Annotated in this window: 21 protein-coding genes; 10 read left to right on the top strand and 11 right to left on the bottom strand. The window is 55.5% G+C overall.

The window, feature by feature from the left end; genetic code table 11:
• Positions 1 to 17: 17 nt before the first annotated feature.
• Together JM93_RS11000 and JM93_RS21725 are read right to left on the bottom strand one after the other, a co-directional pair.
• Positions 18 to 653, bottom strand: a complete 636-nt coding sequence (locus JM93_RS11000) for a LysE family translocator (protein ID WP_145343236.1) — start codon at positions 651 to 653, stop codon at positions 18 to 20.
• Complete coding sequence (locus JM93_RS21725; protein WP_155197364.1) at positions 650 to 808, bottom strand: hypothetical protein; 159 nt, start codon at positions 806 to 808, stop codon at positions 650 to 652. Before JM93_RS21725 ends, JM93_RS11000 begins: the two co-directional genes overlap by 4 nt.
• Here JM93_RS21725 and JM93_RS10995 point away from each other — a divergent pair.
• Positions 807 to 1,481 carry a hypothetical protein gene (locus JM93_RS10995; protein ID WP_145343234.1) on the top strand — a complete coding sequence of 225 codons (675 nt, stop codon included), beginning with the start codon at positions 807 to 809 and terminating at the stop codon, positions 1,479 to 1,481. The two genes, JM93_RS21725 and JM93_RS10995, sit on opposite strands and share 2 nt — an antisense overlap.
• A 9-nt stretch (positions 1,482 to 1,490) precedes the next feature.
• Here the strand turns inward: JM93_RS10995 and JM93_RS10990 are convergent, their stop codons facing one another.
• The 4 genes from JM93_RS10990 to JM93_RS10975 all read right to left on the bottom strand — a co-directional run bounded on the left by JM93_RS10990 (position 1,491) and on the right by JM93_RS10975 (position 6,369).
• On the bottom strand, positions 1,491 to 2,147 hold the full coding sequence (locus JM93_RS10990; RefSeq protein WP_341873629.1) for a class I SAM-dependent methyltransferase: 657 nt from the start codon (positions 2,145 to 2,147) through the stop codon (positions 1,491 to 1,493).
• 4 nt (positions 2,148 to 2,151) lie between these two features.
• Positions 2,152 to 3,414: a BtaA family protein gene (locus tag JM93_RS10985; protein ID WP_145343232.1), complete on the bottom strand. Its 1,263-nt coding sequence runs from the start codon at positions 3,412 to 3,414 to the stop codon at positions 2,152 to 2,154.
• 160 nt (positions 3,415 to 3,574) lie between these two features.
• Positions 3,575 to 4,750: a L,D-transpeptidase family protein gene (locus JM93_RS10980; RefSeq protein WP_145343230.1), complete on the bottom strand. Its 1,176-nt coding sequence runs from the start codon at positions 4,748 to 4,750 to the stop codon at positions 3,575 to 3,577.
• A 284-nt stretch (positions 4,751 to 5,034) separates the two neighbouring features.
• Complete coding sequence (locus JM93_RS10975; protein WP_145343228.1) at positions 5,035 to 6,369, bottom strand: dihydroorotase; 1,335 nt, start codon at positions 6,367 to 6,369, stop codon at positions 5,035 to 5,037.
• Positions 6,370 to 6,523: 154 nt separating this feature from the next.
• On the opposite strand from JM93_RS10975, the gene ygfZ reads away from it, so the two are divergent.
• From ygfZ to JM93_RS10945, 6 genes are all read left to right on the top strand, one after another.
• Entirely contained in the window at positions 6,524 to 7,411 is an 888-nt protein-coding gene (ygfZ, locus tag JM93_RS10970) for a CAF17-like 4Fe-4S cluster assembly/insertion protein YgfZ (RefSeq protein ID WP_145343226.1), read from the top strand.
• Between the two features lie 18 nt (positions 7,412 to 7,429).
• The gene (locus JM93_RS10965) at positions 7,430 to 8,086 is read left to right on the top strand and encodes a YfbR-like 5'-deoxynucleotidase (protein ID WP_145343224.1); all 657 of its coding nucleotides are present in this window, start codon (positions 7,430 to 7,432) and stop codon (positions 8,084 to 8,086) included.
• 59 nt (positions 8,087 to 8,145) lie between these two features.
• On the top strand, positions 8,146 to 8,655 hold the full coding sequence (locus JM93_RS10960; RefSeq protein ID WP_145343222.1) for a tyrosine phosphatase family protein: 510 nt from the start codon (positions 8,146 to 8,148) through the stop codon (positions 8,653 to 8,655).
• Positions 8,656 to 8,692: 37 nt separating this feature from the next.
• Positions 8,693 to 9,673 (top strand): NUDIX hydrolase, encoded by a 981-nt coding sequence (locus JM93_RS10955; RefSeq protein WP_145343220.1) that lies wholly within the window; start codon positions 8,693 to 8,695, stop codon positions 9,671 to 9,673.
• 81 nt (positions 9,674 to 9,754) lie between these two features.
• On the top strand, positions 9,755 to 10,654 hold the full coding sequence (locus tag JM93_RS10950) for a DMT family transporter (protein ID WP_145343218.1): 900 nt from the start codon (positions 9,755 to 9,757) through the stop codon (positions 10,652 to 10,654).
• Between the two features lie 225 nt (positions 10,655 to 10,879).
• The gene (locus JM93_RS10945; RefSeq protein WP_208995095.1) at positions 10,880 to 12,079 is read left to right on the top strand and encodes a cell wall hydrolase; all 1,200 of its coding nucleotides are present in this window, start codon (positions 10,880 to 10,882) and stop codon (positions 12,077 to 12,079) included.
• 107 nt (positions 12,080 to 12,186) lie between these two features.
• Here JM93_RS10945 and JM93_RS10940 read toward each other — a convergent pair whose 3' ends face one another.
• Positions 12,187 to 12,690, bottom strand: coding sequence for a YqhA family protein (locus JM93_RS10940; RefSeq protein WP_145343214.1), 504 nt, complete (start codon positions 12,688 to 12,690; stop codon positions 12,187 to 12,189).
• 194 nt (positions 12,691 to 12,884) lie between these two features.
• Between JM93_RS10940 and JM93_RS10935 the strand changes: the two genes are divergently transcribed.
• Positions 12,885 to 13,481 carry a HupE/UreJ family protein gene (locus JM93_RS10935; protein WP_145343212.1) on the top strand — a complete coding sequence of 199 codons (597 nt, stop codon included), beginning with the start codon at positions 12,885 to 12,887 and terminating at the stop codon, positions 13,479 to 13,481.
• 10 nt (positions 13,482 to 13,491) lie between these two features.
• On the opposite strand, the gene nadC is transcribed toward JM93_RS10935, so the two are convergent.
• The 3 genes from nadC to nadA all read right to left on the bottom strand — a co-directional run bounded on the left by nadC (position 13,492) and on the right by nadA (position 17,160).
• Positions 13,492 to 14,352, bottom strand: coding sequence for a carboxylating nicotinate-nucleotide diphosphorylase (nadC, locus tag JM93_RS10930; protein WP_145343210.1), 861 nt, complete (start codon positions 14,350 to 14,352; stop codon positions 13,492 to 13,494).
• A gap of 23 nt (positions 14,353 to 14,375) precedes the next feature.
• Positions 14,376 to 15,989 carry an L-aspartate oxidase gene (locus JM93_RS10925; protein ID WP_145343208.1) on the bottom strand — a complete coding sequence of 538 codons (1,614 nt, stop codon included), beginning with the start codon at positions 15,987 to 15,989 and terminating at the stop codon, positions 14,376 to 14,378.
• An 88-nt stretch (positions 15,990 to 16,077) separates the two neighbouring features.
• Positions 16,078 to 17,160 (bottom strand): quinolinate synthase NadA, encoded by a 1,083-nt coding sequence (nadA, locus tag JM93_RS10920; RefSeq protein ID WP_145343206.1) that lies wholly within the window; start codon positions 17,158 to 17,160, stop codon positions 16,078 to 16,080.
• A 308-nt stretch (positions 17,161 to 17,468) separates the two neighbouring features.
• On the opposite strand from nadA, the gene JM93_RS10915 reads away from it, so the two are divergent.
• Positions 17,469 to 18,713, top strand: coding sequence for an MFS transporter (locus tag JM93_RS10915; protein WP_145343204.1), 1,245 nt, complete (start codon positions 17,469 to 17,471; stop codon positions 18,711 to 18,713).
• Between the two features lie 50 nt (positions 18,714 to 18,763).
• Here JM93_RS10915 and glyS read toward each other — a convergent pair whose 3' ends face one another.
• Entirely contained in the window at positions 18,764 to 20,851 is a 2,088-nt protein-coding gene (gene glyS / locus JM93_RS10910; RefSeq protein ID WP_145343202.1) for a glycine--tRNA ligase subunit beta, read from the bottom strand.
• Positions 20,852 to 21,064: 213 nt separating this feature from the next.
• Here glyS and JM93_RS10905 point away from each other — a divergent pair, with 213 nt between their 5' ends.
• Positions 21,065 to 22,687: a putative bifunctional diguanylate cyclase/phosphodiesterase gene (locus JM93_RS10905; protein WP_208995094.1), complete on the top strand. Its 1,623-nt coding sequence runs from the start codon at positions 21,065 to 21,067 to the stop codon at positions 22,685 to 22,687.
• The last annotated feature ends 3 nt before the right edge of the window (positions 22,688 to 22,690 follow it).

Below are 22,690 nucleotides of genomic sequence, written 5' to 3'. Positions count from 1 at the left end.
CTAGTATTGCGTGGCACTCAGAAAATATCGAAGAGCAGATCGGCGTAAATCAATGCGCCGAAGACCACTAATATGGTGCCCGCTATGTGGTTGGCCTTGTCCAGCCAACTATCGTCGATGCCGCCGCGAAAGCGCGTAACCATGCCGGACACAAAAACCCACCAGGTCGTTGCGCCACCTGCAACACCTGCAACCATGATGAGCTTGCCGAAGATATCGCCATGTTTCGGTCTCAGGTCACCCAACCCGCCGAATATTGCAACAAACGCTAATACGGTGCCTGGGTTGGTCAGGGCCATGAAAAACGCCGCCGTGGCATCTCCCCAGAATCCTTTCTCATCCCCGTCAGCAGCATCTGCCAGATGCGGGTGCGTGTTCCACACTTTGATGCCGAACACGATCAATAAAGCACCACCGACGATTTTAATGAGGTCAAACTGACCCTCGATGAACTGTGTGATTGCGGATACGCCGAAAACCGCGACAGCGGCGTAAATTGCGTCAGCGACAACAGCGCCCAGTCCGACAAAAACGCCCTGACGGAACCCGCTCTGAGCTGCATGCTGGATAGCCATGACGTTAACAGGTCCGACCGGTGCCGTCGTTATCACGCCGATTACGAATCCGATCAGCGCATATTCCAGAAATGTCACGCAATCCGGTCCTTCACAATGTCGTAGTACTGCCGTCGATAGCGGCTGGTGATACGCGTTTCAAGTTTCGAGACGATTACCGGGATTGCAGGTAGCGTCGTCGGCGAGAATGTGGGACAGCAGGCAGACTGCTGAAATACGAAGGTGAACGGCATGCTGAAGATTCTCAGATTATCTGTAATTCTGGTTTGGATGATTCCATTGGTCGCGCATGCAAAAACCGTTCGGACCGACACTATTCTGGTTTCACCAGAAGCAGAAGCAGGATCAACGATCACGATTCCGAGCGAGGAGCTTCTTGAAACCGAAACAGAAGAATTCGAAAAAGCACCGCTGCCAGACCGGGCTGCTGAGCCTTTGCCTGCGCCCGAAGTCCTCTACGATTTGAGCCTGTTGCCCAAACCGGTTCAGCGCATGCATTCGCAACTGAAAGAAGCCGCCCAGACCGGAGATGTTGAACGGCTCCGAATGGTGCTTGAGAGCAATGAAGTCCTGCCAACCCTTTCCTTGACCGAAATTGGCGACCCGATTGATTTTCTTAAAGACAGCTCCGGTGACGGTGAAGGGCTGGAGATCCTAGCAATTCTGATCGATGTGCTTGAGGCGGGATTTGTTCATACCGACGCCGGTACCGCGCAAGAAATGTATGTCTGGCCGTATTTTGCGCGCTACCCGCTAAACGATCTGCGTCCGGACCAGAAGGTGGAGATGTACAGGATCATCACCTCAGCGGATTTCAACGAGATGCAGAACTACGGCGTTTGGCTGTTCTACCGCGTTGGTATCGGCAAGGACGGCACGCTGCACTATTTCGTCGCCGGTGAGTGAGCAATCGCCTTAGCTGACCTGTACGTAGGTTGCATAGCCGCGGTACAGGCTGGTGCTGGTCATAGGCCGGCCCGAGCGGTCCGACAGTTTGGCAACCTCATTCAACAAATCGGCACGCGGTGTGACATGGAAGCTTGCCAGCCAGGTCCGCAACAAGCGAGCGAACCACACCGGCAACCGGTCCAGTTGACCGAAATCGACGATGCAGAGACGCCCATCCGCCGAAAGGCAGTCCAGACCTGCGGCCAGCGCCTCGCGCCAGACCGGCATCATAGACAATGTATAGGAGTAAAATACTCGGTCGTATTCAGGCGCACCGGCTGACGATACGAAAGAGCTGCTTGAAGCATCGCCCTGGTGGAGATAAATCCGGTCGCTGAGCCCCGCGCGCGCAACACTTTCACGCGCTGTTTCCAGCATCTGTTGCGAAATATCAATGCCATGGAACGTCACATTCGGGTACCGCTTGGCTGCGCCAATTAAATTGCGGCCGGTCCCGCAGCCAAGCTCCAGAACGGTCTGGTCCGGCCCCGGTTCCAGCTGCTCGATCAGATGATCCCGGCCGAGCAGGTAGTATTTGCGTGTGACATCGTAAAAATGGCGCTGATACTTATAGATACCGTCCATCAATTGAGCGGTTTCCGCAGCTTTTTGATCACTATGCACGCTGTTACCCATTGAAAACGTAAAGGTGGAAGCCGCCATAGATAGACGAGCGATCCTGCCGACCGAGCGCGAAGCTTTCGTCTTTCTCGTAGGTCCAGCGGTCGAGGATTGCATCGGCGACCCGCCCCGGCAACAAGGTCGGCTCCGCGGCGGTGCGGAAGACAACACGGGCGCCTGGACGAGCAGTCCGGGTGATTTCGCTCCACAGGGCATTGAGCTGGACGTCAGTCATCCAGTCCTGAGCATCCAGCAAAACAAAGGCGTCGAGCTGGTCATCGCCCTCAGTCTGCAGGTGTTCGGTGAAGTTCCGGTTCAACACGCGCACACGTGAGGCACGTTGTTTGATGTCTTCAAAGTGCTGCCTCTTCAAATAGGGCGGCAATGGCCCGGCCTCGCCGGTGCTTTCGCCCGCTCGCGGAGCATAGCCACGATTAAAGGCCTGCCACGCGAAGTAGTTGTCTTGCAGCGAAAAATCGCAGGCAAGCTTTTCAAGACGCTCGCGCAGAACCGAGGACATGTCCCGATCGGCACTGGCAGAAACAAGAGCCTCATACTGCGCGGGCGGAATTCCCAAACCATAAAGCGACATTTTCTTGGAGGTCGCCCAGCGCACCAGGCGCTTGTCAAACAGCGGGGCCAAAGCCGTTTCGAAGTAGGACCGCTGTTCGTCCAAGCTACGGGCCTTCACCATGTGTTTCGGGTCAATGCCGTAAAGACGCGCGATAAAGTGCCCCAGGCCAATGCAATAGCCGAGCAACCCATGGTGATAGAGATCTCGCGAAAAGAGAGTAATTCGTTTCCGGCCCCAGCCGCTAATGTCCCGACCTTCCCAGTAGGCAAGGCTTTCCGCATCAAGTTCGGGCTTTAGAAAGCGCTCATAAGCTGCAATGTTCGAACGCTCGTCCGCTTCGCCGAAAAACCGGTAGAAAGCGTCGTAGCTTGGAAGCCTCCGGGCCGCCAGCAATTTGAGCCGGCCAAGTGCAACATGCGCCCTGTTCAAATCAACGGCAGTGATCTGCGCCGGATTGGCCGTCAGGTAGGACATGACATTGCAGCCGCCGGACGCTATCGCAACCATACGAGACTCCGATGTCAGCCGCAGCGCCTGCATATCGACATCAGGGTCTTCCCAGATTTGCGGGTAAACAAGTCCCTTGAATGCAAAGGTGAAAAGCCTTTCCAGCATCCCCTCCCGGGACGTAGCGCTTGAGCGGTGAACAGCCTTTTTCAGACGCGATTTCGAAGCTTCAAGCGTGCTTTGCGGCATAGTTGTCTCCCGGCTGCCACTTTAATTAGGTGGCTTTCCGATACGGCAGGGCGACGACAGTTTGGTGACGAAACGCGCTGAATTTCAGGTTATCCGGATAAACAAAAGCCTCCGCGGGCGGGCAGAGGCCTTTGTGCACAAATTCAATCAAAAATATATATTACCTGGTCATTACAACGAAATCCGTACCAAGATCTGTGTGCCGTTTGAAACTGCGTTCCGTAATAATAAGCGATGTGCCAGGGGTCAGGATTTTGCCAAGGTCCTTTCGGACCTTTTCAGGCAAGTCGACCCTGTCCAAGATCGCGTGCGGGGTTCGCTCGCCCCGGTCTTCCGCCCGAACCGATATCCAACTGACCCGCGCCTCACCCTCTTTGAAGCCCAATGCTGTGAAGACATGGGTACCAACATGAACATCCGGATTTTCTATGAAGACCGGCGCTGAATAGACTTCTCGGAACTTGCGGCGAACCCGGAGGGTCGCGTTCAGAGGCTTCTCATAGCCTGCTTCCTGAAAGATCCGCGCGACGATGAAGTCCGACATATTGCCGTTGATTGGAAGCTCCGCTCCCTCCTGAAAAAGAGCGATCGCAGCCCGGGTCTTGCGGCCGATCACACCATCGACCGGGCCAGCTCGGTATCCAAGCCTGTTTAGCAGGCGCTGAACTGTCTTGACCTTGTTGATTGGTTTGTTCGGCGTGATGATCATTCGCAATGGATGTTCGAAATATGGGTTCGGCTCTACGGTCTGAATGTTCTCCTGGAGCGCTGCCGATGTTAGTGAGCCGCGCAATCCGGCATCGAAACCGATAACTGCGGGAGACAGGCTGACCAACGTGGTCGCCGGCACATAGGGTTGCGGCAAAACGGGATGGTCCACGCGCCGTGGCTCGGCATGCTCGTTAGTCACGATGACCTGAGCGCCTCTTTTTGTCAGAGCAAAAAGATCTTTGGCAAAGTCACGGGGCATTCGGACACACCCGTGGGAAGCAGGGTAGCCGGGCAAATGTCCCTGGTGCAATGCCACACCTGACCATGTCAGGCGCTGCATGTATGGCATAGGCGCATCATCATAAAGGTTTGAAAAATGCCGCCGCCGTTTTTCAAGGATAGAAAACACGCCGGTCGGCGTGCTGTACCCCTTCTTGCCTGAGGAAATCGGTGATGTCCGGATCAGCTCGCCACCGCGATAAACGTCGATCTTTTGATCGTCCAGCGATACAAGCATGTGGAGTGGTGCAAGTTCATCCAGCTTATCTTCAGCCTGATTTTCGAGAGCTGATGCTCCAGAAACCATACCCGAGCCAACAGCAAGGGAACTAACTGCAAATATCATGCGAAGCCGACTTGACCAACCACCAAGAAAACCAGGATTTCCCCTACGCATTTTTGAGCCTCACCCTACGCAATACATCTAAGCCCTGGCGAACTATACGCTCGCATGCATGTAAGTTAAGTTAGTAGATAAGGTTACGTTTCCCTTATCAGCCACAGCCCCGCACATTAACAAGCTAAGCACATCGGTTCTGTTGTGAACATCACTCTTTGTGTTCTATTTCCCTCCTGGAAACCGATTAGGTCGGGACTGCTGCATTTGGGCTTCGGTCCCTCCCTTTTGGTTCACGACCTAATGCGGCTTTCCTGAAACAACACCGCTTCGCCTGTGGAAGCCCCGACCAGCTGATCCTCCCACATTACTTTTCGGCCACGGATCACGGTGCCAATCGGCCAACCAGTCACTGACTTTCCGTCGTACGGCGTCCAACCACACTTCGACGCAATCCAATCATTGGTGATGGTCCGGGTTTTCTTCAGATCAACAATCGTAAAGTCGGCATCATAGCCAACGGCGATCCGGCCCTTCCGGGCAATCTGGAAAAGACGCAGCGGGCCTGCGCTGGTCATGTCAACGAAGCGGTCCAGCGTCAGGCGCCCGGCATTGACATGGTCCAACATGATCGGAACCAGGGTCTGAACACCCGTCATGCCAGACGGCGACGCCGGATACGGCTTTTGTTTTTCTTCAAGAAGATGTGGCGCATGATCCGACCCAAGGATATCGAGCACGCTTTGGCCAAGGCCCCACCACAGTCGGTCCTTGTGCCGCTCAGCCCTTACTGGCGGGTTCATCTGAACAAGAGTTCCAAGGCGTTCATACGCTTCGTCGGTCAACGTCAAATGATGGGGGGTGACCTCTATTGAGGCAACATCCTTGTGCGGGATCAGAAAGTCCACCTCTTCGGCGGTCGACAAATGGAGGATGTGAATTTTCGCGCCTGTTTCACGGGCAATGCGCACCAGGCGTTGGGTGCACTGCAAGGCAGCAATTTCATCCCGCCAGATAGGATGGGAGCGCGGATCGTTTTCAATCCTTTCGCCCGCGCGGTCCTTAAGGCGGTATTCATCTTCGGAATGGAAGGCCGCGCGTCGGTTTGTTGCCGAAAGAATATCACGCACTCCTTGATCATCCTCGACAAGCAGATCACCAGTAGACGATCCCATAAAGACTTTGATCCCCGCAGCAGCTGGCAGACGCTCGAGTTCGGGAATGTCTCTAACATTCTCACGAGTGCCGCCGACCCAAAACGCGAAGTCGCAATGCATGCGATGATGCGCCCTTGAAACTTTGTCTGCCAGCGCGGCTTCGGTTGTTGTGAGCGGCTTGGTATTCGGCATCTCAAATACTGTTGTTACACCACCCATGACGGCCGCATGTGAGCCTGTTTCGAGATCTTCCTTGTGCTCAATGCCCGGTTCGCGAAAATGAACCTGGCTGTCGATAACACCCGGCAAGACATGAAGGCCGGTACAGTCTACTGTTTCGCCGGCCTGCTCTGGATAAAAAGACCCAATCCCCGCAATCCGTCCGTCGCGGATGCCGATGTCGCGCTGCGCGGTTCCATCCTGATTGACGACGGTTCCGTTTTTGAGAATGGTATCGAAAGTATCCGGCACACTGAGCTCCCATCATTGTCATGATTTCCGAGCTGCTTATACGTGTCCTTGCTCCTTTGAGCGAGTCCGGGTGGTGCAGCTTTTAAACCTTGCCCGAATTTCACAGGCTCACTATCTGGATGTTGGCCAACCATCACCAAAGTCGGGAACTGAGATGTTTTTTACGCCTCTAGAGAATCGCGGTCTGCTTAGGATTTCTGGCGATCCGGCGCATGATTTTTTGCAAAATCTCGTAACCACTGATTTGAGCATCGTCGACAAAAATGGTGCGGCGTTTTCCGGCTTGCTCACACCTCAGGGCAAGATTCAGTTTGACTTTTTCATCGTGAAATCCGGTGAAAGTTATTTGATCGAAGTCGACCGCACTGTTCTTCAGGATTTGAAAAAACGACTGACATTTTATCGCCTGAGGACAAAGGTCGAAATAGATGTTGCCGAACAGGCGGTCTTTGCGGTCTGGGACAGCGAAATTTTTCATCTGGACGGAGCGCTAGTTTTTCGAGACCCGCGGTTGGATGAACTCGGTTACAGAGTGATCGGGCAAAAAGAAACTGTTTCGTCTGGACTTCAGACAGTTGGCGGAACCAGCGCAACGTTTGAGAACTATCAGCTGCACCGTTTGAAATTGGGCGTGCCAGAATCATCGACTGATTTTTCTCTGTCCGACATTTTCCCGCATGACGCAGACATGGATGCACTTCAAGGCGTCAGCTTTTCCAAGGGCTGCTATGTAGGTCAGGAAATTGTCTCGCGCATGCAACACCGGGGAACCGCCCGCAAACGGTTTGTCAAACTAAGGTCAAAGGCGGAGCTGCCGGAGGCCGGCAGCGATGTGATGGCAGATGGAAAAAGCGTTGGCCATATTGGCTCGCATGTGAAGGACGGGGACACCAGTATTTCGGTCGCCCTCCTCCGCCTTGACAAGGTGCGTGCCGCACTCGACAAGGGGGCCACGATCACCTGTGGCGAAGCTCCCGTTGAGGTCGATCTTCCGGCTTGGGCAACCTTTGACTGGCCCGAGACGACGAAAGCGGACCACTGAACCTGGGAAATGGAATCGATGACGAAAGAGCGATCAGACGCAACACCCCGCGCATGGCAAAGGATGTTGTCTGGTCGCCGCCTTAACCTGCTGGATCCCTCACCGCTGGATGTCGAGATCTCCGATATTGCGCATGGCCTTGCCCGAGTGGCGCGCTGGAACGGCCAGACGATCGGTGACCACGCCTTCTCGGTAGCCGAACACTCTATGGTCGTTGAGGACATTGCCCTCACACTGAAACCAGACCTGTCTCCAGACTGGCGCCTCGCCGTTTTGCTTCACGACGCCCCCGAATATGTCATCGGCGATATGATCTCACCGTTTAAGGCGGTTATGGGGGGAGCGTACAAAGCCGTGGAGGCCCGGCTGCAAGCGGCAATCCACCTTCGATTTGGTCTGCCGGCCGACATTCCGCAGACAATCAAAAAACTGGCCAAACGCGCCGATCTGATCTGCGCCTATTTCGAGGCAATTGAATTGGCCGGTTTTGACGAGAACGAAGCGGCCAAGATTTTCGGAAAACCGCGCGCCTTTCAAGAACATCTTGGTCCTGGACACCGGCTCAAGCTGACCCCGTTGACAACTGCAGACGCACAGCGCCTTTTCCTGAAACGGTTCGTAGAGATCGAGGATCTTCGTGCTTCGAGCAAAAACACCTGCAGAAAAACAGCTTAACAGGTGACCCCTGCCGTTCAGACAGGTACGGTCTGAAAAAACCAAATCAGCGGCATGCCATGCTTTTTGTTTGTTCACTGTCCAGGCTTAATGAAACTGTTCAAAACACCGGTGCGACACGTCTTGTCACTTTGATCAATGGCGACATGAAAGTTCCCACGCCCGATGGTATCGCGCCTGAAAACCACTTGTTTTTAGGTTTCAACGATATTGTCGCACCGGTTGCCGGGCTGACCCCACCGACGGAAGACCATGTTCTTCAGCTACTTAAATTCACCTCCGATTGGGACCGGACCAGCCCGTTGATTATTCACTGCTGGGCAGGCATCAGCAGATCAACAGCAGGCGCCTACATCACCGCCTGTTCGCTTCTGCCCGATAGAACCGAAACAGATCTGGCGAAGACGTTGCGCGACCGGGCGCCTTCGGCAACTCCCAACGCAAGGCTTGTAGCTATGGCGGACAAACTGCTCGGACGTGACGGTCGTATGATAGATGCAATCAGCGCGATCGGCCGCGGTGCGACAGCTTTCGAGGGCAAGCCGTTTCAGATGCCATTGACACCGTGACCACTTCGCTGCCCGGACATTTGGGAATCTGCTCGGCATGAATAACAAGACCGCCAGCATTGAGATCGGGCTGAATGCCGTGATCGTGTCGGTCTCGGCCGGGTACCCGCAGATCGTACAAGTTGGCTCGGGCGGAAAGGGCATTCCGGACAGCCTTCCCTTTGGGCCATTTGACCCCTTGCATCATCGCACATTCGAAATCGGGCTGCGCGCCTGGGTGGAAGAACAGACCGCCCTTAAGCTTGGTTATGTAGAACAGCTTTACACCTTCGGCGACCGGGGCCGCCACCGGCTTCAGGAAGACGCAGGACCGCATGTGGTGTCCGTCGGGTATCTTGCCTTGACACGCCAGACTCCCGACGCTGAGGACGTGTTGGCCAAACAGCAATCCCGCTGGCGTTCCTGGTACGACTATTTTCCATGGGAGGATTGGCGAAATGGCCGCCCTGACATCCTGGACCGCGAGATACTGCCGGCATTGGACGCGTGGTCAGAGGAACCGCTGCCGCAGGACACGCCTCCCCGCGCCTTAGCAAGAGGTGAGCGCATCCGTCTCGCCTTTGGGTCCGATCGTGAATGGGACGAAGAACGCGCGCTGGATCGGTATGAACTGCTTTACGAAGCGGGCCTGGTGCAAGAAGCACTCGTAGACGGACGTGAAGCTGCGCTCAAGCGGCCAAACGTCCCAGAACTGGGCCGCACCATGCGGTTTGATCATCGCCGTGTGCTTGCAACGGCGATTTCGCGATTGAGAGGAAAGCTGAAATACCGCCCAGTCGTTTTCGAATTGATGCCTGAGCGGTTCACATTGACCGAACTGCAAACATCGGTGGAGGCGGTGTCTGGCCGTCACCTGCATAAACAGAACTTCCGGCGCCTTGTGGAAAACGCCAATCTCGTTGAACCCACTGGAGCAACCTCGACTGCAACAGGAGGACGGCCTGCTGCTCTCTTCCGATTCCGCCGCGCTTTGCTGACGGAACGCCCTGCCTTAGGCCTTAAAGTGGGTGGTAGGTAGATCGAATTATTTCTATTTTAACTTGCATTCGCCGCTTCACAGACTGTAGCTTCTTCCCAAAGTACGCCGTGGAGGGCATTCATGTCCTTGCTTGCAACTTCAGCAGCATTGGGCGCCTCAACTTGCTGGGCGTTCGGTTCGATTGTGGCAACTGAACCGTCACGCCGTCTGGGCACATTTGCGGTTACCCGTTTGCAATTGATTGTTGCCGCTCCAGTTCTGGTGACCCTGGTCTCCGCCGGCACTGGTTGGGCAAGTGTCAATTTTGATGCCTGGCCGTCAATATTATTGAGCGCCTTGGTTGGAGTGCTGTTGGGCAATCTCGCGTTGATGGCCTGCCTGAAACGCGGCGGGCCAAGGCGGATGCAATTGCTGCTATCGCTAAGTCCGCTGACGACCATGTTCCTTTCCTGGATCTATTTGGCCGAAACAATTAGTCTGTTCCAATTGATCGCGTGCCTTTTGACACTCTCCGGAATTGCGATTGCAGTTGGAATGCGTGGTGCGAAGGGATCAGCCGCGTCTATCGACGGGGTTTCCGGCTCGATAGCTTCCGTCATATTCTTTGGGACTGTCGCCGCATTCTGTCAGGGGTTTGGGCTGATTGTTCTTAAGCCGGTTATGGAAGCTGGAACCGAACCGCTTGTTGCCTCGTATTTGCGCACCGGGCTCGCTGCGATTGTCATCTTTTTCGCAGGACTTCTTCCTTTGGAAACACTTCGTCCTTCTACGTCCCTGACACCACGCCTGCTATTTCAAGCCGTTGTACCGGGCCTTCTTGGATATGTTGTCGCGGTCAGCCTTCTTCTTTATGGGATCAGTATCTACCATAGCGGTGTTGTTGCGGTTTTGGGTGCCACCGCACCTGTCATCATGCTGCCGCTTCTGTGGCTTTTGGGGACCCGGGATCTACCACCGCCCGCCTGGGTCGGCGCGGCTTTGACTGTTACCGGAACAGGTGTCCTTCTGCTTTTGCAATAGATATTTTAACCATAAGCCGTTGAATTTCTTTCGCTACTTGGCAGAATTCCGCGTTTATTCCCTTCATTAACGCTCTTTCAAGGTTAAGCAGACAAACTTAAATCAGTCGAATGGCTTAACCGCTTGTTTAGTCTAACGAGCTGGGTCCGGCCGAGTTGCGTATCGAGTTGGAGTTGGCTGCGTATGTTTGGCCCGAGAACCCGCTTTTCCAGGCGGCAACTATCCGTGGATCATACGAAAAAACGAAGCAAACCACGGGTGCGGAAGCTCAAACGCTTTCTGGCATTATCACCTGTCCTATTTTTGGCACTGACAGCAACAACCGGACAACAAGACATTTACGGTTTGCTTCAGGAACGTCAGGCTAAGGCTCCGGCCTGGATGATGAGCCTCAGTGCAGCGAGCTTTTCCACCGCCCTACCGGCAACACCAACACGTCTTGCGCAGGCGAAAGTGCCTGCGTCAGGCAAACCAAAGCTGTCGGTGACATCGGCTGCCAAAGGCTCGAAGGAAACTCCGGTCAATGGCCTTGAAGATATTGCCGAGGAATTCCTCCCTATTGAAATCCCTGATGAAATTGAAATCAACCGGACAGGCAAAGGTGACCGGCTGATCAGTCTGGCGCCCGACCGCCAAATGGTCGACATGGCCGCTGGCGCCGTCTACGCGATGCGCAGCCTCTATGCCAATGACAAGAAAATCGACGACTTCCCACGCGTCGCGTTTGTAAAACCGCAGCCGTTCGACACGCTCAATGGCAGCAATTCACTTGACGGGTCAGGAAACGAGCTGGATGACGGCACTCCGATCGACCTGCAACGGGTGATGATGGCACGCAACGCTGCCGCAGCAAGCTTCTCACTTGTGTCTGCCTATGCTCCCGACAGCGTGCGCGAGACAAAAGATCCATTCGACGCCCTATTTGGCGCACCAAAATACGAGCAAGAGATTCCCCCACCTGAAGATCCGAACAATCCGCATTGGTGGGCGCAAAAGCCACTGCCGCTGTCTGTCGGAAGCGCCAAAGAACAGCGCTGTCTTGCCGAAGCGATTTACTTTGAGGCGCGCGGGGAAAGCGAAGAAGGCCAGGTTGCTGTTGCGCAGGTGGTCTTGAACCGCGTCAAAAATCCTGCTTACCCGGATTCAATCTGTGGCGTGGTTTATCAGAACCGGCACAAGCACAACCGCTGCCAGTTTTCCTATGCATGCGATGGCATTAAGGACCGCATCAACAGCCCTGGCGCCTGGAAAACCGCCCAGCGCCTTGCCCGCGAAGTCTCTGATGGTCAGCGGTACTTGAAAATGGTCGATGCTTCGACGCACTACCATGCCACTTATGTCAATCCGCGCTGGGCAAAGTCCATGAACAAGCTTGGACAGGTCGGATTGCACATTTTTTACAAGACCCGGACCGGCGGCTGGTAAAACACAAATATTCCTGACCTCCAAATCCCCTTGCGGCCATCGCGAAATGCGGTGGCCGCTTGATTGTGTGCCAACGACTTACGAGATGTCGAAGGGCAATCAGTCAGCTAGTCGTTCGATTCGAACACGTTTGTAACGACGTAGGTCGCAAGCAGGATGAGGTGAAAACCGAACAGCGCCGCGACCTGAAGCGCAGTTGCCTGCGAATACTCTAATAGCTCACTTAGTACGTGGATCGACGAAATGATGATGATCGTCGATACAATGCGGTGCTTCATCCGCCTGTAGGCTTTTTGGCCTTGCTGGATGTAGTCCTCACCATGCGCCGATGCTTTGATCCGAAACGTATTAAAGGTGTTGGTTGCCACCATAATCACCAGATTAGCGATGAACACCATGTCGAGCAGATTCAAGATCAAGAGGATCGTCTTCTTTCGATCCAAAAATTCATAGGTGACAATCGCCTGAAAAATATCGACAAAAAAGGTAATCAAAAACAACGCCATACCGATTGCCAATCCGACAAGCAGCGGCAACTGGGCAAACCGGGTCAAACGGGTGACAATGTCTGGCGAATGGGGACTGTCAGACTTCTGATGGCCTTCGTTCATGACGTGCGCAAAACTCTCAAATGATGCACTGCAAAAGAACGATATTTCGGTTGTCAAGCATGATCAAGGACACGCGGAAAAGACGGCCTGCCATTTTATCTTGCATGATCTGTCGAATCTGTTTTGGTTGCGCTTTGTCTATGAAAGGTGCGACCCAATCCGGGGCACCTGAACCACCCAAAAAGGATCAATTCATGGTACTCCGCATTCTTCTGGCTGCGAGCAGTCTGGTGTTGCTTGCAAGTCCGGCAGCTGCCCATCTCGATCCGGCCGAGCACGGATCATTCGCAGCCGGTTTCACACATCCCCTGTTCGGGCTGGACCACGTTCTGGCAATGATTGCGGTCGGATTATGGGCTGCACTGTCCGGTGGTCGCGCGCTGTGGCTGTTTCCCAGCGCCTTTGTGGGCGCCATGGTGATTGGCTTCGTTTTAGCTATCGCGGGTATGCCCCTGCCATTTGTCGAGCCGTTGATCCTGGCTTCGGTTGTTCTGTTCGGCGCAGCCGTGTGTCTTGCGCTAAAGATCCCAAATGCTGTCTCCGTAGCACTTATCGGCATTTTTGGTATCTGTCATGGCCACGCACATGGTGGAGAAATCGGATCAGCCGGGGAAATTTCCTATGCCGCCGGATTTGTTCTCGCGACGGCGATCCTGCACGGTGCCGGTCTCTTGATCGCACAGGGTGCCTTCGCCGCCGCTCGAAACAATCCCGCAGTAGCCCGGCGCGTTATCCGCGCTCTGGGCGCGATTACGGCCGTATCCGGCGTCTATCTTGCGGTAGCCGGATAAGCACGGGCGCTCAGGCGATTTCAATATCCAGCCCTAGGTCCAGAATCGGGGCGGAATGAGTGATCCAGCCAGATGAGATTAGGTCGACACCGGTTTCAGCTACAGCCTTGACCGTGCCGGCCTCAATCCCGCCCGAGGCTTCGAGGATCACAGCGCCGTCCGCAATACCAACGGCCTGTCGCAAAAACCGAGGGCTCATATTGTCAAGCATGATGACATCCGGATCGGACCTGAGGGCTTCTTGTAATTGGTCCAGTGTATCGACCTCGACCTCAATCTTCACCAAGTGTCCTGCAAAGGCTTTTGCGGCCTCAATTGCCTTGGCCACCCCACCTGCCACTGCGATATGGTTATCTTTGATCAAAATAGCGTCGTCCAAACCATAGCGATGATTTGAACCGCCGCCGCAACGCACCGCATATTTTTCGAAACTGCGCAGACCTGGAGTCGTTTTCCGCGTGCAGGCGATACGTGCGTTCGTGTGGCTGATCAAATCAGCGAAACGTGCTGTCGCCGTAGAGACCCCGGACAAATGGCAAAGAAAATTGAGAGCAACTCTTTCAGCCGACAACAGAGCCCTGGCAGGGCCTTGAATGCGCATAACGACATCACCTGGCTGAATGCGTACACCGTCGGTTTTTAAAGACTCAATCGTAAAACCAGGGTCAGTCAGCTCAAATGCCGCTTTGGCCAGCGCGACGCCTGAAAGCACTCCTGGCTTTCGTGCGGCGACAACCGCGCATGCTACGGTGCCAGCGGGAATGGTCGCCTGGCTTGTGAGGTCACCAGCGCGGCCCCAATCTTCCAAAAGCGCCGCTTTGACAGCCTCATGGACCATGAGTTCGGGGAGCACTGGCAGGTTTGCAGACATGAAGGGCCTTGCGATTTGATGGGTCAGGCGGACGTTGAAACGTTTTCGACAGCGTTTCTGGCGATTTCATTCACTTCACGCAGTGTGATGTAGGAGCGTTTGGCTTGCGCAGGATCAATATCCGGATAATCACTGCGGAAATGTCCTCCACGGCTTTCCTTACGATTAAGGGCCGATGCGGCAATGATCCGCGCAGTGACCATCATATTCTTGATTGAATCGCGCTGACACTGCGCCTCGGCGGCCAAAATATCACCTAAGGCGCGCTGCAGCCCTTCGGCGTTGCGTTCAACACCGACATTTCTTGACAGGGTTTCACGCAGAATGGTGATGGCTGCCCGCTCTTCCGCGTTGCGACGGGTCGGCAATCCAGTCTCTTCGCCCATATCGGCCCAATAGGCACTGCGTGGGGTTGGCATCAGCCCCTGGATGTCTTCCGCAATCCGTGCCGCAAAGACAACTGCTTCCAAGAGCGAGTTCGACGCCAGCCGGTTTGCGCCATGCGCACCGGTTGAAGCCACTTCACCCGCTGCCCAAAGACCATCGAGCGACGTTCTGCCGTTGGCGTCGGTCAAAACACCGCCCATATGGTAATGCTCCGCAGGCGCGACCGGGATGGGTTGTGACATCGGATCGATTCCCGCAGCTTCACACGCTGCAAACACGGTCGGGAAGCGCTCCGGAAACTCCGCACCTATCGCTTTGGTGCAATCGAGGAAAGCCCCACGTCCAGCCTCGCGCTCCCGGTGGATGGCACGGGCGACAACATCTCTGGGTGCCAGATCGCCGTCTGGGTGAACGTCTTTCATGATCGCTGCGCCCGAAGCGTTGACCAATGTCGCCCCTTCGCCGCGCAGGGCTTCCGTTGCCAATGGCGCCGGGTCCCGTCCGACGTCCAGAGCGGTGGGATGAAACTGAACGAACTCTGCATCCGCGATCACCGCACCGGCACGCGCGGCCATTGCAACCCCATGACCGTTGGCTTCTCCGGGATTGGTCGTCACAGCGTAAAGATGGCCGATACCGCCAGACGCAAGTACCACCGCTTTTGCCGGCAATGCTACCCGGGCGAGACCGCCGCGTTTACGGGCAAGCACCCCTGTCACATAACGTCCTTCTCCCATCAGGCTTTCGCCCATATAGCCTTCAAGGATACGAATTGACGGTGTGTTCCGCACCGCGCTGATGATGGCGCCCATGATCGCCTTACCGGCCATATCGCCGCGCACGCGGACGACACGGTTTTCCGAATGCGCGGCCTCACGCGAAACGGTCAGCCTGCCTTCAAGATCCTGATCGAAAGGGACCCCATAAGACAGAAGATCCCGAATCCGGTCGCCTGCCTCCTGAGTCATCTGCTGGACTATTTTTTCTTCGCAAATACCCGCCCCGGCCGCGATCGTATCGGCACAGTGTTTTTCCGTTGTGTCGTGATCGGAAACGGCGGCGGCAATTCCGCCCTGTGCCCATGCGGACGAAGCGCCCTGGCCGATAGGAGCATTCGAAATGACGGTCACGGGCCGGGGCGCAAGTTTTAGTGCGCAGAACAAGCCGGCGAGCCCACCTCCAAGTATCACGACATCATCGACATCCTTGCCAATAAGCGCGGGCACAAAATCCTCAACCGATACGGCCATGGGAGACATCCTGAATTCGTATGGCCGGACGGCCGAAAGGACCTTCCGCCGGCCGGCCGGCGGAAACCTTTGAAAAGTGGAGCGGAAATCAACTCTTCAAGTTGATCATACGTTCGACCGCAACGCGCGCTCTTGCAGCAACGTCCGGGTCAACGACCACTTCCTCCTTCATCTCGACCAAAGAGTCGAGGATTTTTGACAAGGTGATGCGTTTCATGTGCGGACACAAATTGCAGGGACGGATGAAGTCCACATCCGGCGTTTCGCTGGCAACATTGTCCGCCATCGAGCATTCGGTGATCATCATCACCTTTTCCGGCCGTTCGGTTTTGACCCAGTCAATCATATGAGCGGTTGACCCGGCAAAATCGGCTTCGGCAACAACCTCTGGCGGACATTCCGGGTGCGCGATGATCTTTACATCCGGTTCGATCTTCCGGTAATCGCGCAGCTCTTGCGCGGTGAAACGCTCATGCACCTCACAGGCACCGTCCCAGATCAGCACCTCCACATCGGTCTTGTTGCCAACGTTCGCCGCCAGATATTTGTCCGGGATCAGAAAGACCTTGTCGACGCCGAAGCTCTCGACAACCTGCAGGGCATTGGAAGAGGTGCAGCAGATATCGCACTCCGCCTTCACATCAGCCGAGGTGTTCACATACGTAATGATCGGAACACCAGGATTGCGCTTACGCAGACCGCGCACATCCGCTCCCGTGATGGATTCGGCCAAAGAACACCCTGCCTTCATGTCCGGAATCAAAACGGTCTTTTCTGGGCTCAGAATTTTGGAGGTCTCGGCCATGAAATGCACCCCGCACTGGACGATCACGTCCGCGTTGGTGCGTGTTGCCTCAATTGCCAGCTGCAGACTGTCACCCACGATATCCGCGACACCGTGGAAAATGTCTGGCGTCATATAGTTGTGAGCCAGTATGACCGCGTTGCGCTCTTTCTTCAGCGTGTTGATAGCATGAATTGTCGGAGCAAGTGCAGCCCATTCAATCGCAGGAATGATGTGTTTGACCTTCTCATACGCCTCCTGTGTCGCCTCGACGACTTCCGGCGTGAAATTAAGGTCGGGGCGCTCGATAACGCCAAAGCGATCGGCAGCGGTTTGAACCGTGGCGTTTCGCAACGGTTGGCTCATCGTGGTTTGCGTCGTGGTCATCTTGACCTCCCTGACACTTATACTCGTTCTGAGCATATTATTCCCAAAAGAAAACGGGCTTTCGCCCTCGGTCTTTTGCTCTTCATGAGCTTATATAGGACCCAGCTAACGGAAAATCTACTTGTTTTTTGACCGCAGGTGCAGCGTGCCCGTCCTCATAGCCTGCTCCGCCGAGCTTTCCTGTGCCACTTGCACCGACATTTGCACGCTGAATTCATTCCATAAACTGATCGATACTTCACAAAAAATCGTTATCTGGAATGTGAATACAACAGTATTGTAAGGCAACCGAAAAATCAGGGGCGCCTATGTCGAATTTTTCATCCAACAGTCCAGCTGCGCGCACGGGGCCGAACATCCCGCTGGTTATCGCTTGCGGTTGCATCATTGCGCTGATTTCCTTTGGCCCCCGCTCTGCCATGGGTTTGTTTTTTCAGCCCATGACAGAAGCCCGTGACTGGAGCCGCGAACTGTTTGCCCTCGCGATTGCGATCCAGAATCTCATGTGGGGGCTCGGCCAACCGGTTGCGGGCATGATGTCCGACCGCTACGGCACTTGGAAGACAATCACAGTCGGCGCCCTGTTATACGCAAGCGGCCTGTTCATGATGGTCGACGCGCAAAGTGCAGTCGCCCTGCACGTATCCGCCGGCGTCCTTGTTGGTCTTGGAGTCGCTTTCTCCTCGTTTTCAATTGTTCTTGCAGCGTTTGGCCGCGTGGTAACACCGGAACAAAGATCGATCGCGTTCGGGATCGGTACCGCCTCCGGGTCGCTCGGGCAATTCCTGTTCGCACCGCTCGGAGGCACTCTGATCCAGGACATCGGCTGGCAAAACACCTTGATCGTGTTTTCCGGTTTGATGCTCCTTCTCCCGTTGCTTGCCGCTGCACTGCGCGGGCGGTCGGCAGCCCCGGCGGCACAGCCAGGTGTAGTGGACCAGAACCTCAGAAGCGCAATCGCCGAGGCGTTCGGAACGCGCGGCTTTGTGCTGCTAACCATTGGGTTCTTTGTCTGCGGCTTTCATGTCGCTTTCATCACCGTGCACCTGCCGCCCTATATTGCTGATCTCGCCCTCGACCCGGCCTGGGGCGCAACCGCGATCGCGCTGATCGGGTTGTTTAACATCGCTGGATCGCTGATTTCGGGCTACGTTGGCGGCCGGTATTCGAAGCCGATTTTCTTAGCTTTGATCTATCTAGCAAGAGCGGTGGCGATTTTCCTGTTCATCATGATCCCGGCGACGCCTTTGACTGTGCTCGTCTTTGCAGCCGTGATGGGCCTTTTATGGCTATCGACTGTGCCGCCGACATCCGGTCTTGTCGCTGTCATGTTCGGACCACGCTACATGGGGACACTGTTTGGCTTTGTGTTCCTGTCGCACCAGATCGGCTCGTTCCTGGGCGTCTGGCTCGGCGGCAAACTCTATGATGAGACCGGCTCCTACGACGCGATCTGGTGGATGGGCATTGCCCTTGGCATAGCCGCGGCCATCATCCACTGGCCGATCCAGGAAAAACCCGTTGACCGTATTGCGCAACAGGCTGCTGAATGAAGTAAATAAAAGCGGGCCAAGCCCGCTTTTTTAATTGTGCTCCGGCCGGATTACCCTGCCACTTTCGAGAAATCGGCAACCACGTGGGTGGCGTCGCGGATTTCGGCGAGCAACTGTAGACGGTTCATCCGAAGTGCCGGATCGTCGGCATTGACCAGAATGTCCTCGAAGAACTTGTCGACCGGCGCGCGCAGTTTGGACAGCGCCTCCATGGCCCCTTCGAAGTCTTCCGATTTCACAGCCTCGGCGGCTTCCGCACGGGCCGTGTCGATGGCAGCCGCCAGGTCAATCTCGGCCTGCTCGGCCAAGTGATCCGCGTGCGGCCTGCCGGTAACCGGTTTTCCGTCCTTTTTCTCTTCCGCCTTCAAGATGTTCACCGCCCGCTTGTAGCCGGCTGCCAGGTTGGTGCCGTCGTCGGAGGAGACGAATTTCTGCAAGGCTTCAACGCGTTTCACGACCATCAGGAGATCATCCTGACCCTCGAGCGCGAACACGGCGTCGATCAGATCATACCGCATGCCCTCGTCCTTCAGGTGGACCTTCAGGCGGTCGGCGAAGAAAGAAAGAAGGTCGGCAACCAGTACTGCTTCATCATCAGCTTTTGCAGACTGGGCTTTCAGCGCGGAGAGGATCAGATCCCCCAGCTTCAGGCGCAAATTGTTTTCCAGAACAATCCGGATAACACCCAGAGCAGCGCGGCGCAGGGCGTAAGGATCCTTGGAGCCGGTCGGCTTTTCGTCAATCGCCCAAAAACCGGTGAGAAGATCGAGCTTTTCAGCCAGGGCCACGGCAATCGCGACCGGATCGGCCGGCACGTTGTCGCTCGGACCTTGCGGCTTGTAATGCTCTTCGATCGCCGTTGCCACAGAGGCGTCCTCGCCCTGAGCCGTCGCATAGTAGCGGCCCATCAGGCCTTGCAGTTCGGGGAACTCGAAGACCATCGCAGAGACAAGATCGGCCTTGGCAAGTTCCGCTCCGCGTTTGGCCTTGGCTTCGTCCGCGCCAACCAGCGGTGCAAGCTCTGCTGAGAGCGCGATCAAGCGCTGAACCCGTTCGCCGACGCTGCCGAGCTTTTCGTGGAACTTCACGTCCGACAGCTTCGTCAGATTGTCACTGAGCTTGGTTTTCAGATCGCTCTGCCAGAAGAACTGAGCGTCCGACAGGCGGGCGCGGATCACCTTTTCATTGCCCGCAACAATCGTTTTGCCGTCATCGGGCGCAACAATGTTGGAGATCAGAACGAACTTGTTGGCAAGTTTGCCGGTTTTCGGATCCTTCAGCACAAAGCACTTCTGATTGACCTTGATGGTCAGCTGAATGCACTCGTCCGGGATTTCCAAAAACGCCTCATCAAAGGACCCGGTCAGAACGACCGGCCATTCGACCAGACCGGCAACCTCTTCCAGAAGTCCCGGATCTTCGACAAGCTCAAGCCCAAGCGCCAGTGCCCGGTCTTTTGCGTCGGCAAGGATGATCTCCTTGCGGCGGTCCGCATCCAGCACGACCTTGTGCTTTTCCAGAGCCGGTGCATAGTCATCGAACCGGCGGACATCGAAGGCGACGTCGGCAAGGAACCGGTGACCGCGGGTGGTCTTGCCCGACTTGATGCCGTCAAACTCGAACGGCACGACATCAGGCTCTTCGGTTTCCGGACCGAAGGTGGCGACGATGGAATGGAGCGGGCGCACCCAACGGGTTGATGTAGTGCCCCACTTCATCGACTTCGGCCACGGGAAGTTGCGCAGGATGCCCGGAATGAATTCGGCGATAATGTCGATGGCGGAGCGGCCCGGCTTCTCGATCACGGCCACATAAAAGTCGCCCTTTTTCGGATCCGTCTGGATCGTAGCCTCGTCAATGGAGACAAGTCCTGCCCCGCGCAAAAACCCTTCAACGGCCTTTTCCGGCGCGCCGACGCGCGGGCCTTTCCGCTCTTCACGGGTTGCAGCAGAACCGGCTGGTACACCGGCCACATGCAGGGCCAGGCGGCGCGGCGTTGCAAAGGCTTTGGCACCCTCATAGTGCAGACCCGCATCAACCAGAGCATTTGTGACGAGTGACTTGAGGTCGTCAGCAGCTTTGCGCTGCATACGCGCGGGAATTTCCTCGCTGAACAGTTCGAGCAGAAGATCTGGCATTTTTTTCGGCCTTTGATGGTCGGGGCCGGAGGGCGGCGGCCCGTCTGTCTGTTGGGTCGTCCGTTACCAAGTCAGCCGTGAATTGTCACCCCCTTTGGGGACAAACACATCCTTCCTTTAAGTCATGTGAGTACCGGAGGTTGTTTCACGTTTCTTCAAGGAAAAACAGCAACACTGTTTGACGTCTGCGTTGCTCGTGTTTGGATCCGGTCAGTGAAGCTTTCGAAAATCGTCGCAAATCGTCAGTCTTGGGTGCTTGGAGGCCTGTTTTGTGTCACGCTCGGTGCAAGCTATGCCCTGTCGCTGTGGCACCCGCTTGAGCATATGCCACACTCCGGCATCTCTCATACTTTAGCCGAGTTTTTGTTCAGCTTCGCTGTATGTTTCACGGTTGCCGGTTTCGCCGCGATGGCTTGGCAATACGCTTACATGCGCCGCCAGTTCTCCAAACAGCGCCGGGCGCATCGGGAGGCGATGGAACTGGCGCAACATGACGCTCTTACTGGGCTACCAAACCGGCGCAAGTTCGAAGAAGTCTTCCCGGCCATGACCTCGTCGATCAAGGTAGGACACTACCGTGGCATCATGATGCTTGACGTAGATGGCTTCAAACCGATCAACGATGTGTATGGCCATGCGTTTGGCGACAATTTGCTCAAGAGCTTTGCGGAACGTCTCGCTGCAGCTGTTGGCCCGGACGGTCTGGTCGCGCGCCTTGGCGGCGATGAATTTGCGATTGTCACTCCTGAACTGGCAGACAAATCCGAGGCTGCGGGAATCGCACGACGGATCTTGACAAAAATTCAGGAGAGCTTTGAGCTCGGAGCACGCAAGGTAAGCGTCGGCACCGGTATTGGAATAACCATTTTTCCCGATGACGGCTATTCTGCGACCGAGTTGCTTCGTCGCGCGGATATCGCGCTCTACCGCGCCAAGACTTCTGGTCGATCGTCTTTCCGGTTCTTCGAAGTGGATATGGATGCATCGATCCTGCATCGGACCTTGCTCGAGCAACGGCTCCGTGCGGCCATCAAGAAAAACGAAGTGCAAGCGCATTACCAGCCGATTCTCGACCTCACGAACCAGACTATTGTCGGCTTTGAAGCGCTGGCCCGGTGGAACGACCGGGACTTCGGGCAGGTTGCCCCAAAGCAATTTATCCCTATCGCCGAAGACTGCGGGATCATCACCGATCTGACCGAGCATTTGCTCCGTGCGGCCTGTAAAGTTGCCAAGACCTGGCCGGACCATATGTGCCTTAACTTCAACATCTCTCCGGTGCAGCTTCAGGATACAACCTTGCCGTTGAAGGTAATCTCGATCCTGTCGGAAACCGGATTGGCGCCGGACCGGCTGGTTCTGGAAATCACTGAGACGTCCCTCTTGAAGAATCCGATGTCTGCGAAAACGATTTTGGAACAACTAACTGCGGCGCGGATTTCAATTGCGCTGGATGATTTCGGTACCGGCCATTCAAGTCTCAGCTATCTCCGGGACTTCCCCATCCAGAAAGTTAAGATCGACAAGTCCTTTACGCTCAAGATGAACGAGGACAAGGAGTCCGCTGCGATCGTTGAGGCAATCCTGATTCTTGCCGACGGCCTCAACATTGATGTCGTGGCCGAAGGCATCGAGCAGCCGGAAATCTTGCAAAAGCTCAACAGCCAGGGCTGCCACTATGGCCAAGGGTTCCTCTTCGGAGCAGCAAAGTCGGCGGAAGGCATCACTACACTGCTTCAAAACGAGCTTCCCGACAACGAGACCGTTCCGGAAGGGGCTCAACCCTCATCTGATATAAGCCCGCTGTTTTCCGACCAGAAGAAAACTGCAATCTAGAAC

The sequence above is a fragment of the Roseibium hamelinense genome (genome assembly GCF_007830545.1).
Lineage (GTDB): Bacteria > Pseudomonadota > Alphaproteobacteria > Rhizobiales > Stappiaceae > Roseibium > Roseibium hamelinense.
The sequence above is the reverse complement of the archived record's forward strand: the minus strand, read 5'-3'. Positions and strand labels throughout refer to the sequence as shown.